Here is a 13,621-nt window from a genome sequence, read left to right on the forward strand (position 1 = left end):
TTTTCGGACAATCGTATTCAGGAACAGGAGGACAACGATGCCCGGTAACCAGTTCCGCACCACCACGCGCCATATGCTGCGCGAATCCAAGACGTATGCCTCGCAGACCCTCATGGGCGGTCTGTCCGGCTTTGAATCGCCCATCGGTCTCGACCGCCGCGACCGACTCGCCGCGCTGAAGTCCGGCGATATCGGCTTCGTCCACTCATGGGACATCAACACCTCGGTCGACGGGCCGGGCACGCGCATGACCGTGTTCATGTCCGGATGCCCGCTGCGCTGCCAGTACTGCCAGAACCCGGACACATGGAAGATGCGTGACGGCAAGCCCGTATATCTGGACGCCATGGTCAAGAAGGTGGACCGTTACAAGGACCTCTTCAAGGCCACGCATGGAGGCATCACGTTCTCCGGCGGCGAATCGATGATGCAGCCGGCGTTCGTCTCGCGCGTGTTCCACGCCGCCAAGGAGATGGGCGTCCACACCTGCCTCGACACCTCCGGCTTCCTCAACACCAACTACACGGACGAGATGCTCGAGGACATCGACCTGTGCCTGCTCGACGTCAAGTCGGGCGACGAGGAGACCTACCGCAAGGTCACCGGCGGCACGCTCCAGCCCACCATCGACTTCGGACAACGCCTCGCCAAGGCCGGCAAGAAGATCTGGGTGCGTTTCGTGCTCGTGCCCGGTCTGACCGATTCCGAGGAGAACGTCGAGAACGTGGCCCGCATCTGCGAGACCTTCGGCGATGCCGTGGAGCATATCGATGTGCTCGGCTTCCACCAGCTCGGCCGCCCGAAGTGGCACGAGCTGCGCATCCCGTACCCGCTTGAGAACCAGAAAGGCCCGAACGCCGCCACGCGCGAGCGTGTCACCAAGCAGTTCCAGGACCACGGTTTCACCGTGTACTAAGCACAAGGCGCACAAGACTTCGCGAAACCAAGTTCTGGGCATCTACCGGACAGCATCTACCGGCCGGTTATTCTGGGCATAACCGTGACAAATAAACGGTTCTGGGCATGTACGTACCACAAGGGGCGCGAAAACGCCGATAACTGGTACGTGTATGCCCAGAACCGATTTTGGGTTCCTCCAGATGGTGGGCATATGCCCAGAATGTCCGAAATAACGAGCGGAATAACCGGAAATAACCAAGATTCCCGGAATGAGCGGGCAGGTGCGGGTGTGAGCGGGCAACCGTCGCCCGGTGAAGAGATGTTCGGCGGCAAAGCGTGCCGATACCGGCAAACGGGCGTCGCTGCCTTACCCTGATGATATGGCTGAGATCTTCGCTTTTCCGGCGGGCGCTCCTGCCGCGACGAGGCCTGGCGATGACGCCGGCAAGCAGCAGCGCCTTACGCGCCCCAGAGGGGTGCCGGATGACGTATGGGCGGCCGTAGAATCCGTGGACCTGATGCCGCGACTCCACGGCGTACGATACCGGGAGATTCCGGTGTCCTCCACATTGGCCGATTTCGGCATCGGCGTGGAACTTGAGGCGGACGACGAGGATGCAGAGCTCGCTTTTTCCGGTACCGGTGTTGGTTCCGGCGCCTCGAATGGTATCGGCGCCGGTGCCAGTGCCGATACCGGCGCGGGCGCTGGCACGGGTATGGGTGCCGGTTTTAGGACCGATGCCGACATGCAACCCCACCACGCCACCGGCTGGCTGATGATGCTTTACGCCCGCACGCCGCGTGCCGGCTGGGATTCCAGCTGGCGTTGCGTGGCGTTCGCGCGCCTGCCGTTGGAGGAATCCGAGGATGATCCGCTGGCCCCGGGCATGTACTGGGACGCCATGTGCGACTACGTGGAATACATCGAACCGGACTCGATGGCCGGCACGGTGACCGTCACCCGCAACACCGTGTTCGGCGCGCTGTCCGAAGCCCCCAGCGCCGGAGCGGAGATCCGCGTATCCTGGACGCCGCTTGACGGGACCGGTCCAGACGGTACGATGGACGCCGGCGCACAAATCAACTCGTGGGCCGCTTTCATCAGATCGACAGTTCGCCCGGAGGAGGATGACTGCAGTTGAGCGACGTCCGTGAGACCGAACCACGGTTACTCAAGGAACCACGCGGGGGAGTGCCAGATGTCACCTCCACGCTCGCCGACTATCACCGGTACTGCGAGGCCTTGGCCGAGGCGGACGGCCCCCTGGCCGCGGATGCTGAGCGGGCATCGGGATTCAGGTACGGCCATGAGGACTGGCTCATCCAGTTCAAGCGCGAAGGCGCCGGCATCGCACTGCTGGACCCGGTCGCATTGACCGCCGCCGGGGCGGACTGGGACGAATTCAACGATGCGGTGGGCGACGCAGTATGGATTCTGCATGATTCGCTGATGGACCTGCCCGGTTTCGCCGACATCGGACTGAAGCCGAAAGCCCTGTTCGACACGGAGATCGCCGCCCGACTGCTCGGCCTGCACCGATTCGGCCTGGCGGCCGTGACCGAGCACTATCTCGGCATCACGCTTGCCAAGGAGCATTCCGCCGCCGACTGGTCATATCGTCCGCTGCCCCGCGACTGGCGTAATTATGCGGCGCTCGACGTGGAGGTGCTCATCGAGCTCGAGGAGCTCATGCGCAAGGACCTGAAATCGCACGGCAAGGACGAATGGGCCGCCGAGGAGTTCTCCCATGCCTTGGCCGAGGGACTGGGGCCGCACCGGTCGCATCATCCGATTCCATGGCTGAGGATTTCGCACATCACCCAGCTGAGCCGTGACCCCAAGGGGCTGGCCATCGCCAAATCGCTGTGGGAGGAGCGCGATCGTCTTGCCAAGCGGTACGACATCGCTCCGACCCTGTTGCTCGCGGACGCCTCGATCATCGAGGCGGCCACGGCCAAGCCGCGCAACGCGGCGCAGTTCCGCGCCCTGCGTTCGCTCAACGAGCGCGTGCGCATCCGCACCGGCACCGAACAGGACAAGATGTTCGAGCGTTACGCGCCCATTCAGCGTGAAGTAAAACCGAAGGTGTGGAAGGTCGCCATCGACCGCGCCCTGGCCCTGAAACCCAGCGAATGGCCCACGATGCCCTCTCCCGAGCAGGATGAGAACGGCATGGTGGTCAACGCGCCGCGGTCGATGAAGCTGTGGCAGCAGCGTCATCCCGACCGGTACGAACGGCTGCAGCGCGTGCGTCGGGTGGTCAACCAGATCGCCGAGGACACCCGCACGCCGCCCGAAATCGTCATCAAGCCGCAGATTCTGCGCAACCTGTGCTGGAGCGAAAACGTCTCCGATCTGGACGTGGAGGAATTCCTCGCCGAACAGGGAGCGAGAAACTGGCAGGTGCGGCTTATCGCACCGTCCGTAACTAGCGCTATCATATAGAGGTTGCCTTACGGCAGATTGTTAAGAAAAACGACTTTTGAGGAGTCATTAGCGTGAAGATCAGCGTTCGTAACCTCGAGCCCACCAAGGTGAAGCTCACCATCACCGTCGACCCGGAAGAGCTTGACCCGTTCCTGGACAAGGCTCGCAAGGAAATCGCCAAGCAGGTGAACGTTCCCGGCTTCCGTAAGGGCCACGTGCCCGGCAAGATCATCGACCAGCGCATCGGCTTTGCCGCCGTCGCCGGCGAGGCCGTGAACGACGCCGTGCCGGAGCTGTACTCCAAGGCTCTGGAGGAGAAGCAGATCCACCCGATGGACCAGCCGGAGTTCGACGTGCAGGAGGTTCCGCAGTCCGCCAAGGATGAGACCAAGCTGAAGTTCACCGCCACCGTGGAGCGTCGCCCGGACTTCGAGCTGCCGGAGATCGACGGCATGGAGATCGCCATCGCCAAGCCGGAGGTCAAGGACGAGGACGTGGAGAAGCGTCTTGAGGCCCTGCGCCAGCGCTTCGGCACCTTGGTCGGCGTGGATCGCCCGGCCACCAAGGGTGACTTCGCCAACATCGACCTGAGCGCCGAGATCAACGGCGAAGTCGTCGATTCCCAGGAGGGCGTGAGCTACGAGCTCGGCTCCAACACCATGCTCGACGGTCTGGATGAGGCCCTTGACGGCCTGTCCGCCGGCGAGGAGACCACCTTCGAGGGCACGCTGGAAGCCGGCGAGCACGAGGGTGAGAAGGCCCAGGTCAAGGTCAAGGTCAACTCTGTCAAGGCCGAGGAGCTGCCGGAGCTGAACGATGAGTTCGCTTCCGAGGCTTCCGAGTTCGACACTCTGGACGAGCTCAAGGCCGACATCCGCAAGGCCGCCGGCCAGGATGCCGAAGGCCGTCAGGCCACCGAGGCCCGCGACGCCTTCATCGCCAAGCTGCAGGAGGGTCTGGAGATCCCGGTGCCGAAGGGCGTCAAGGCCAAGATGGTCGAGGAGCAGCTCAAGGGCATGACCCCGGACCCGGAGAAGGCCACCGACGAGCAGAAGGCCGAGGCCGAGAAGAACGTTGAGAAGGATCTGCGCGACCAGATGGTTCTGGACGCCCTGGCCCAGAAGCTGGACGTCAAGGTCTCCCAGGCCGACGTGTTCAACTTCCTCGCCTCCATCGCCCAGCAGTACGGCATGGATCCGAACGCCTTCATCCAGGCCATCATCAAGAACGGCCAGCTCGGTTCCGCCGTGCAGGAAGTGGGCCGCTCCAAGGGCCTGCTCGCCGGTATGCGCGCCGTGAAGTTCACCGCCGACGGCGAGGTCGTGGACCTTTCCGCCTTCCTGGGCGAGGCCGCCGAGGATGAGGAGTCCGAGTCCGTCGAGGCCGCCTCCGCCGCTGCCGCCGTGGCCGACGAGCTGTCCAAGTCCGACGAGGACAAGCCGGCCGACGCCGAGTGAGCATGACTTTCGCGCGCTAGCGTGATCGTTCGAGCCCGGAACCCGCCCAAGGTTCCGGGCTTTGTTATATTCGGCTCCCCGTATCGGGTTGGCAGGTGTGATTTGTCCCAATGTGGTCCGCAACCGGTTCCCCTGCCTGTCGGCAATAGTTCGCCCCCACGTCTCGGTTCCCCCTACCAGGGGAGCTATCGGCAATGCTTGGTCCCCATATTCGGCGCCCCCTATCAGGGGGAGCTGTCGGCGAAGCCGACTGAGGGGGTAGTCTTGCGATGGAGCACATGACGATTCCGTTCCTACGGAAGCCCCTGTACGCTCCTACCCTTCACGGGCCGCTTTCGGAACGAGAACTATAGAGTCAGACGGCAAACAAGACAAAGCATGAGGAGTTGGCGCAATGACACATACACAGACGAACGCACAACTCGATGGAAAACGCCTCGGCTGGATCATCCTCGCCGTGCTGGCGCTGGGCGCGGTCATCGGCGCGGGTGCCGGACTGCTGACGCTGCTGTTGTACGGTGTCGAACATGTGATGCTCGGCTACATCGAAGGTTCGGAACTGCCCGGACCGTTCGGCGTTCCGGCGGTCCGCCGTGTGATCTCGGTGACGCTCGGCATGACGGTCGCCGGCGTGATCTGGTATCTGCTGCGCCACAAAACCACCAAGGTGCCCTCGGTCAAGAAAGCCGTGGCAGGGGAGCGAATGCCGGTATGGCAGACCGTGCTGCATGTGGTGCTGCAGATCTTCATCGTGGGCTCCGGCGCGTCGATCGGCCGGGAGGTCGCCCCGCGCGAACTCGGCGCAATGCTCGCCCAGCGATTCTGCGATTTGTTCCATATCGAGGGCGATAGTGGGATCGACCGCCGTATGGTGGTGGCGGTCGCTGCGGGTGCCGGACTCGGCGGCGTCTACAACGCGCCGCTGGCGGGCATGTTCTTCGCCGTGGAGATTCTGCTGGTGGACGTGACCATCGAGAAGGTGGCGTTCGGTCTGGGCATGTCGGCGGTGGCGGCGTTCGTGGCGGCCTCCATCAAAGGCCATCACACGTTCTATGACATCACCGCGATGCAGCCCTCCTCCACGCCGACGCTGATGCTGTTCGCCCTGCTGTGCGGCGCGGCATGCGGCGCGGTGGGTGCGCTGTTCCGCAAGGGCTCCTCGTGGGCGGAGGCGCACAAGCCCGCGGATCGGGCGATTCTATGGCAGATGCCGCTCGTCGGTCTAGTGACCGGTCTGGTGGCGGTGTTCGTGCCGCAGGTGATGGGCAACGGCCGTGCCGCCGCGCAGCTCGGATTCAGCACGTTCATCCCCGAGGTCGCCGGCACTTCGGGCGCCGTGCAGTCGCCGGCATCGGCAGCCGCGTCGCCGTGGACGCTGCTGAGCGGGGGGAGTGGCGTCGTCGCCGGTGCCAGTGCGTCCGCCGATGCGTCCGGTACCGTTGCGGCTTCGGGCACGTCCGTCACTGGCACGGGTACCGGCTCGTGGCTCGATTTCGGCTCCGGGCTTGCCCCCAACGCCGGCACGGTGCTGACGCTCTCCCATGTCGGGATGATTCTGGCCGTGCTGGCCCTGACGTTCGTGGCCAAAGCACTGATCACGCTGATGACCATCCGCTCCGGCGCGTCCGGCGGCGTGCTGCAGCCGGGCATCGCACTGGGATCGACGCTCGGCGCGATGCTGGGGCTTGTCTGGATGTTCGCCTTCCCAGCCGATTCGGTCACCGCCTGCGCGCTGATCGGCGCGGCCGCCCTGCTCTCCGCATCCCAGCAGGCTCCGCTCATGGCCATGTGCCTCGTGATGGAGCTGACCGAAGCGCCGATCACGTTCTTCGTGCCGGTCGGCCTGGCCGTGGCCTCCTCCGCGTTGGTCTCCAAGTGGGTGCTGGACGGCATGAAACGCCGGGAAACGTTGGGCGAAAGTCGCTCATGATTGTGTCGTATCCAAGAAGGGTGAGACCAAAGATATCTGGCAACGCAGGCGGGCGGATTCAACATGTCCGGCACGAACGGCCGGTTCCGCTTGTGTGAGCACATTCATGACCTCTGTGACCTATTAACACCATTGATGAGAACTCCACCTCACGATTCCATAGGCCGAGCAGAGCGGCGAACATGATATGCTATCGGGAAATCATTGGGGAATGATTTCACAGACAAGGGGAGATGACTCTATGGCACACGTATATGATCTGATTATCGTCGGAACCGGCTCGGTCGGTGCCGCCACCGGTTACTATGCCGCGAAGCAGGGGCTGGACGTCTTGGAAATCGATGCGCACACGCCGCCGCATACCGAAGGGTCACATCACGGCGAGACGCGCATCATTCGTCATGCGTATGGTGAGGGCGGGGCGTATGTCCCGATGGTGCTGCGGGCGCAGGAATTATGGAATGAACTGGCGACGCTGACGGACAGGCCCATCTTCGAACGGACAGGTGTGCTGAACGCGGGCCCGATTGATTCGGAATTTCTACGCACGGTCAGGGAGACGGCTGACCATTATCAGTTGGCGGTCGACGAATACGATGGGACGACGGTCCGTGAACTATGGCCGGCATGGCAGTTGCCGGCGGACTATCAGGTGCTGGTCGAGCGCGACGCAGGGGTCCTGTTCTCGGAAAACGCCATTGCGACGTATATCGAACTGGCGAAACGGTCCGGCGCCGACCAGTCGTTCGACAATCGGGTGCTGAAGATCGGCTCGGATGCGGCGGACAATGTCGTCGTGACGACGGAACAAGGTACTTTCGTTGGTCGTCGAGCGGTGGTAACCGTCGGTACCTGGGTGAAGGCGCTGGTTCCGGACCTGCCGGTACAACCGACCCGCAAGGTCTTCGCGTGGTTTGAAGCGGCGCCGGAACTGGCCGCCGAGAACGGTTTCCCGGCGTATATCATCGAAGACCGCGACGGGACGCAGTTTTATGGTTTCCCCGCCACGAACGGCACGATCAAGATTGGACGGCATCAAGACGGGCAGCTGATCGGCAAGCCGGGTGATCGGGTGCCGTTCGGTGAAATTGAGGGAGACGACCGTGAAGTGGCGCCGATTACGGAGCATTTCCTGCGGGGCGTTGGCGCGCTGGCATATGGCGCTTCGTGCACGTATGACATGTCACCGGATGGCGATTTCATCATCGACCAGGCTCCGGGCTACAGTAACGTCACGATTGTGACTGGTCTGAGCGGTCACGGATTCAAATTCGCCAGCGTGCTCGGCGAGATTCTGGCGGGCGAGGCGGCCGGGAAAGACATCCCGTTCGATTTGTCGCCGTTCAGGCTGAATCGCTTCTAGAGTGGATGGCAACGTCATGCGACGTGGTGGGAAGTGCCGTGGTGACGCTTCCCACCACTGAAGTCAATCCGTAAAGTCAGGGCAGACACGTAGTTGTGGGGAAGCGCGGATTGAGATTGTCGATTGAATTGGTTTGGGAGGCGATGAGCGGTATATGTCCGAAAACACCGAGGACCGCAAGGCTTTGGCGGCGATCGATGGCGAGCCGCTGAACGAGCAGATCGCCTATTACCGCAAGCCGTTCATGGTGCTGTGGGCGGCCATCCAGGAGGCTTCCAGCGAACTCGCCGAGGATTACGGACTGAGTCAGGACATGGCCCAGTTGTGGGTGGCCGAGCGGATGCGGCAGGTCTCCGACTCGCTGGTCGACCGGCTCGCGGAGAAGGCCGTGGCGCACGGCTCCAGCAAGTCGAACGTCGCCCGCGCGGCCGGCGCCAGCCCGGCCAACGCCGAACGACGGTTCCCGCGGCTCAAGAATGACGGCGCCCGTACACAGGAGCGGCTTCTCATTGACGACGTGCTCGACACGTTGGAGTAGCCGGATGCCGGAGTCTGCGGATGCCTGTATGGCTGGCGGTCTGTGCGACTGGCGGTTTGTTGCGACTGGCGGTGAACGGTCGCGGTCGCGTACCGTGGCTGCGGTCGCGTACGCTGGCCGCGGTCGCCTACGCTGGGCGCCGAAATCGGGATGAAAGCTGTTGTCGGTCGCTTCAAGGCGGTAGTCTGAACAATGTTCGAGTTTTGAGTTAAGGAGAACCAAGGTGAGCAATACCTTTGCGACCTTGCCGGTCATGGCGGGCGATGACGTCCCGGCCGGCCCCGTCGACCCGATTTTCAACCGTCTGCTGAAGGACCGCATCATCTGGATGGGTGAGGAGGTCAAGGACGATATGGCCAACCGCATCTGCGCCCAGCTGCTGATGCTGGCCGCCGAGGACCCGAAGAAGGACATCTGGCTGTACATCAACTCCCCGGGCGGCTCCATCACCGCCGGCATGGCCATCTACGACACCATGCAGCTCATCGAGCCGGACGTGGCCACCGTGGGTCTGGGCATGTGCGCCTCCATGGGCCAGTTCCTGCTGAGCTCTGGCACCAAGGGCAAGCGCTACCTGACCTCGCACGCCCGTGTGCTCATGCACCAGCCGTCCGGCGGCATCGGCGGCACCACCACCGATGTGCGCATCAACGCCGAGCTCATCATGGACATGAAGAAGACCATGGCCGAGCTGACCGCCGAGCAGACCGGCCACACGGTCGAGGAGATCTACCGCGACAACGAGTACGACCACTGGTTCACCGCCAAGGAGGCGCTGGACTACGGCTTCGTCGACAAGCTCGTGACCACGCCGGACACCATCGGCAACGACACCAAGCAGGGGGAGTGAGCATCATGGCAAGTGAAGAAGCGAAGTTCGCGGCCCGCGCCGACCGTCTGGCCGGCGCCCGTTGCGTGGCCGGATTCGTGCCGGCGGCGGCCCGCGCCGCGCGCGATGCGGCGATGCCGACCAACCGTTACGTTATGCCGCAGTTCGTGGAGAAGACCCCGTATGGCATGAAGACCCAGGACGCCTACTCCCGTCTGTTCGAGGATCGCATCATCTTCCTCGGTGTGCAGGTGGACGACGCCTCCGCCGACGATGTGATGGCCCAGCTGCTGGTCCTCGAATCGCAGGACCCGAACCGCGACGTGATGATGTACATCAACTCGCCCGGCGGTTCGATGACGGCCATGACCGCCATCTACGACACCATGCAATACATCAAGCCGGACGTGCAGACCGTCTGCCTCGGCCAGGCGGCCTCCGCGGCAGCCATCCTGCTGGCCTCCGGTGCCAAGGGCAAGCGTCTCATGTTGCCGAACGCCCGTGTGCTCATCCACCAGCCGGCCATCGACCAGGGCTTCGGCAAGGCCACCGAGATCGAGATTCAGGCTCGCGAGATGCTGCGCATGCGCGAGTGGCTCGAGAACACGCTCGCCAAGCACACCGGTCAGGACGTGGAGAAGATTCGCCGCGACATCGAGGTGGACACCTTCCTGACCGCGCCCGAAGCCAAGGAATACGGCATCGTGGACGAGGTGCTCGAGCACCGTCAGTGAGTCCGGCGGGGACGCGTCGGTAGCGACTCACCAAGTGTGCGACGGGCTTCCCTGTTCATCATCGCAATACCCTCGGCCGACGTCGACCGGGGGTATGGTGTCATCTAAAGGTCTTTTCCGGGCTCCCTGTCTGCCGGTGGTTCGTTGTTTACGGCTGGTAGGGGAATAGGCGATTCGGCGATTCTGCGGAACCGGCGATTCATCGGATTGGCCGAATGCATCCATTCCGGCAATGTTCGGCAGGACGGATGCATCGGAAGACGGTCGCGCAGCGAGGCAACAGGCAAAGGAGATGCCATGGGACGGGTGGTCAGCTACAACGAGGAGATTCCCCGTTGCACGTTCTGCAACAAGACCGAACGTCAGGTGAAGAAGCTGGTGGCCGGTCCCAACGCCTCCATCTGCGACGAATGCATTCAGCTGTGCGTCGAGATCATCTCCGAAGAACGGGTCAAGGACGCCGAAGTCAATACGCTCGTGCTGCCCAAGCCCGTTCAGATCTTCGAGTATCTCAACCGGTACGTGGTCGGGCAGGAGGACGCCAAGCGAGCCCTGTCCGTGGCCGTGTACAACCATTACAAACGAGTCAACATGGAGCTGCGCGAGGGCGCCGAGCGTCTGGAGGACGGTCGGCGTGCGGGCGGCGACGCCATGTTGCCCGCAGATCAGGAGATTTTCGGGGAAGCGGGCGGAGCCGGCGGCGGACTTGACGGATTCGTTGGCGGTATCAGCGACGAATCCGATGGCGTTCCGTCATCCGGGCCGTCCTCCTATGGCCAAAGCACCGTCTCGCGGCATCGGCGTGCACGCGCGACCTCGCGTCGGCGGAACGACTCCCTGGCCGACGTCGAGGTCGCCAAGTCGAACATCCTGCTGCTCGGGCCCACCGGCGTGGGCAAGACCTATCTCGCCCAGTCGCTGGCCCGCGTGATGAACGTGCCATTCGTTATCACGGACGCCACCACCCTCACCGAGGCGGGATACGTGGGCGACGACGTGGAAACCGTGCTCCAACGGCTTCTGCAGGCCGCCGACGGTGATGTCGCGCGCGCCCAACACGGCATCGTTTACATCGACGAGATAGACAAGATCGCGCGCAAATCCGGCGAAAACACCTCCATCACCCGCGACGTGTCCGGCGAGGGCGTGCAACAGGCGCTGCTGAAGATTCTTGAGGGGACCATCGCCGCCGTGCCTCTGGAGGGCACCCGCAAGCACAAGGAGCAGGAGACCGTGCAGATGGACACGCGCGACATTCTGTTCGTGTGCGGTGGGGCGTTCGTGGGGCTTACCGACATTGTGCGTCGGCGACTTGGACGACGGGAAAGCGGGTTCGGCGTGAACTGGCATGACGCCGATCTCAAGGACGACGAACTGCTGGAGCATGTCAATGCGGACGATCTAGCCGAATTCGGTTTGCTGCCCGAATTCATCGGACGTCTGCCCGTCATCAGCGTCCTGAAGGAGTTGACCGTGGACGATCTGAGCGCGATTCTGACGCAGCCGGCCAACGCGTTGGTCAAGCAGTACCGCAAGCTGTTCGCCGTAGACGGCGTCGATCTTCAGTTCACCGAACAGGCCATACGGGCCATCGCCGATACGGCCATCTCTCAGGGCATTGGGGCACGCGGACTGCGCTCGATCATCGAACGCACCCTGCAGAACACCATGTTCCAGCTGCCCAGTCTCGACGATGTGCGGCAGGTGATCGTGGATCGCGCATCCGTGGAGGGGACCAGTAGCCCGAAATTACTGCGTGAGCCGACGTATGAGTCATACGGCGAACAGCGAAAAACCGCATGATTCCAACGAGACACGCCGAATGGTAACTCAAGTTGCATAGTCGGTTCGTGCGTGTATTATATATCGAGTTGTTTGAACGACAACATGCGCCAGTAGCCCAGCGGATTAGAGCAGCTGACTACGGATCAGCAGGTCGCAGGTTCGAATCCTGTCTGGCGCACTCCCGAACCACGGGGATAACAGTGGTATGCGCCAGTAGCCCAGCGGATTAGAGCAGCTGACTACGGATCAGCAGGTCGCAGGTTCGAATCCTGTCTGGCGCACGATAAGCCTCGGTAGCGAAATGCTTCCGAGGCTTTTTTCAATGTTGGTCAGTGCTTTTCAATGTGCGCATGCGATCCGTCAAGGCGACACGGTATCCGGCATGGCATTGCCCCGCGTCGTATGAGTTGATAGTAAAGGGCCGTGAACCCTCATAGCGTGTCCTAACATCACTGGGATACGCTGAAACCAATTGAAAGCGAGGTGTCAGACATGGTAACAATGGTTATGGAACGTAGGGCCAAGCGGATAGCGTCGGCTCGGCTCCGCCGTGTAGCCCAGATGAATGAGGCTTCCCATCTCGGTGATGAATTGCCTACCGGTATTCGTCGTTATCGTTCCAAGAATGAGCTGTTATCCAGTATTCGTAGCGTCATGGATAAGGTTGACGCCGAATGATTGAGTATAACGCTACCGATTGGTTTTACGGTGATATCGAGCGGTTGCGTAGGTATTCGCATGATTGGGCTGAATCGGTGTACGACTTGCTTGATTATCATCTTCTTGAGTATGGTGGCGTGCCTGAATCGTGTGACCCGCACCCGTTGGGGCATGATCGCGGCTGTCTTTCCGGTTATATGGAATGTCATGCCGAGCCTGACGTGCTTGTGATATATCGGGTGCTTCACGGGCATGTGTTGTTGGTGCGTGTCTGTACTCATTGGGAGTTGTATAAATGCGTGTTTGATTCTTCTCGTTGGCCTGACCCGAAGGACGAGGCCGAGGAGATTAGAGCGCATGGCTTAACCGAATCTCAGGTGAGAGCCGGGATTTTGGCATAGTCGCAGCTGTCTGGGTTGAGCGGTTTTCGGAGAACTACTAGTGAAAGGTGGTGTGATATGACTGTTGTGGAAAGTCTGCCCGCCTACGCTTCGGCCGAAGCTGTGGCGAAAAGCAGAGGCGATAATCTGATTAGCATGATTAACGCTTACTTGGCCGGGTATGCGTCGGCAGGATTGCCGGTTGAGGCTGAGGCCGTGAGTAAAACGTTGCATGCTTTGCCCACCGATACCGTCCTGTGTACTGATGCGGATTGGGATGCGTTCGCGCGCGGAATGGGGCTTGATGATTGAGGCCGCTTGGTTGAAAAAAGCCAAGGCTGTGCGTGGCTTAACCAATGAGGTTATCGAATTCGAGCGGTTCAAATTATTAACGTCCCCTTCCCTGAAATATGGGCTCATAGCTCGAAATATGTACTCTGGAGTGGTGGAGAAAGACGGTAAGGGGATGGGAAGAGGCAGACTGAGACGAATCATGGGATAAATCGTGGGGTATAGACCAAATTGCGTCTGGCGGTCCAGCGGTTATAGCTCCCTCTGATGCGGGAAATCCCGTCGAAAGACGGGTGGGGAGAGAGATTCATCGTTATTCGTCACGG

Annotated in this window: 12 protein-coding genes and 2 tRNA genes; all 14 read left to right on the forward strand. The window is 61.8% G+C overall.

Features of this window, described 5'->3' with window-relative positions; all coding sequences use genetic code 11:
• The first annotated feature begins 37 nt into the window (after positions 1–37).
• The 14 genes from pflA to BG22_RS00185 all read left to right on the forward strand — a co-directional run bounded on the left by pflA (position 38) and on the right by BG22_RS00185 (position 13,316).
• On the forward strand, positions 38–916 hold the full coding sequence (gene pflA / locus BG22_RS00115) for a pyruvate formate-lyase-activating protein (protein WP_140491910.1): 879 nt from the start codon (positions 38–40) through the stop codon (positions 914–916).
• Between the two features lie 364 nt (positions 917–1,280).
• Entirely contained in the window at positions 1,281–2,042 is a 762-nt protein-coding gene (locus tag BG22_RS00120) for a DUF3000 family protein (RefSeq protein WP_140491915.1), read from the forward strand.
• Positions 2,039–3,346 carry an HRDC domain-containing protein gene (locus BG22_RS00125; protein WP_140491918.1) on the forward strand — a complete coding sequence of 436 codons (1,308 nt, stop codon included), beginning with the start codon at positions 2,039–2,041 and terminating at the stop codon, positions 3,344–3,346. The genes BG22_RS00120 and BG22_RS00125 overlap by 4 nt, the downstream gene beginning before the upstream one ends.
• Positions 3,347–3,399: 53 nt before the next feature.
• On the forward strand, positions 3,400–4,785 hold the full coding sequence (gene tig / locus BG22_RS00130; RefSeq protein ID WP_140491921.1) for a trigger factor: 1,386 nt from the start codon (positions 3,400–3,402) through the stop codon (positions 4,783–4,785).
• Between the two features lie 394 nt (positions 4,786–5,179).
• Positions 5,180–6,715, forward strand: coding sequence for a chloride channel protein (locus BG22_RS00135; RefSeq protein ID WP_140491924.1), 1,536 nt, complete (start codon positions 5,180–5,182; stop codon positions 6,713–6,715).
• A gap of 241 nt (positions 6,716–6,956) precedes the next feature.
• On the forward strand, positions 6,957–8,078 hold the full coding sequence (solA, locus tag BG22_RS00140) for an N-methyl-L-tryptophan oxidase (RefSeq protein WP_140491927.1): 1,122 nt from the start codon (positions 6,957–6,959) through the stop codon (positions 8,076–8,078).
• 154 nt (positions 8,079–8,232) lie between these two features.
• Positions 8,233–8,616 (forward strand): transcriptional regulator, encoded by a 384-nt coding sequence (locus tag BG22_RS00145; RefSeq protein ID WP_094668283.1) that lies wholly within the window; start codon positions 8,233–8,235, stop codon positions 8,614–8,616.
• Between the two features lie 223 nt (positions 8,617–8,839).
• Positions 8,840–9,466, forward strand: a complete 627-nt coding sequence (locus tag BG22_RS00150; RefSeq protein WP_094668284.1) for an ATP-dependent Clp protease proteolytic subunit — start codon at positions 8,840–8,842, stop codon at positions 9,464–9,466.
• Between the two features lie 5 nt (positions 9,467–9,471).
• Entirely contained in the window at positions 9,472–10,179 is a 708-nt protein-coding gene (locus tag BG22_RS00155; RefSeq protein WP_140491930.1) for an ATP-dependent Clp protease proteolytic subunit, read from the forward strand.
• A gap of 297 nt (positions 10,180–10,476) precedes the next feature.
• A complete protein-coding gene (gene clpX, locus BG22_RS00165; RefSeq protein ID WP_258186131.1) occupies positions 10,477–11,982 on the forward strand; it encodes an ATP-dependent Clp protease ATP-binding subunit ClpX in 1,506 nt (501 codons plus the stop codon).
• A gap of 86 nt (positions 11,983–12,068) precedes the next feature.
• Positions 12,069–12,142, forward strand: a tRNA-Arg gene (locus BG22_RS00170).
• Positions 12,143–12,171: 29 nt separating this feature from the next.
• A tRNA-Arg gene (locus BG22_RS00175) sits at positions 12,172–12,245 on the forward strand.
• Between the two features lie 393 nt (positions 12,246–12,638).
• A complete protein-coding gene (locus BG22_RS00180; protein ID WP_140491932.1) occupies positions 12,639–13,025 on the forward strand; it encodes a type II toxin-antitoxin system YafQ family toxin in 387 nt (128 codons plus the stop codon).
• A 57-nt stretch (positions 13,026–13,082) separates the two neighbouring features.
• Positions 13,083–13,316: a hypothetical protein gene (locus tag BG22_RS00185; protein ID WP_140491935.1), complete on the forward strand. Its 234-nt coding sequence runs from the start codon at positions 13,083–13,085 to the stop codon at positions 13,314–13,316.
• Positions 13,317–13,621 lie beyond the last annotated feature (305 nt).

It is taken from the genome of Bifidobacterium sp. UTBIF-78 (assembly GCF_006408945.1).
Lineage (GTDB): Bacteria > Actinomycetota > Actinomycetes > Actinomycetales > Bifidobacteriaceae > Bifidobacterium > Bifidobacterium myosotis.

Coding starts and splice junctions, on each gene's coding strand:
- pflA (WP_140491910.1), top strand. CDS start 38: ATGCCCGGTAACCAGTTCCGCACCACCACGCGCCATATGCTGCGCGAA.
- BG22_RS00120 (WP_140491915.1), top strand. CDS start 1,281: ATGGCTGAGATCTTCGCTTTTCCGGCGGGCGCTCCTGCCGCGACGAGG.
- BG22_RS00135 (WP_140491924.1), top strand. CDS start 5,180: ATGACACATACACAGACGAACGCACAACTCGATGGAAAACGCCTCGGC.
- solA (WP_140491927.1), top strand. CDS start 6,957: ATGGCACACGTATATGATCTGATTATCGTCGGAACCGGCTCGGTCGGT.
- BG22_RS00145 (WP_094668283.1), top strand. CDS start 8,233: ATGTCCGAAAACACCGAGGACCGCAAGGCTTTGGCGGCGATCGATGGC.
- BG22_RS00155 (WP_140491930.1), top strand. CDS start 9,472: ATGGCAAGTGAAGAAGCGAAGTTCGCGGCCCGCGCCGACCGTCTGGCC.
- clpX (WP_258186131.1), top strand. CDS start 10,477: ATGGGACGGGTGGTCAGCTACAACGAGGAGATTCCCCGTTGCACGTTC.
- BG22_RS00180 (WP_140491932.1), top strand. CDS start 12,639: ATGATTGAGTATAACGCTACCGATTGGTTTTACGGTGATATCGAGCGG.
- BG22_RS00185 (WP_140491935.1), top strand. CDS start 13,083: ATGACTGTTGTGGAAAGTCTGCCCGCCTACGCTTCGGCCGAAGCTGTG.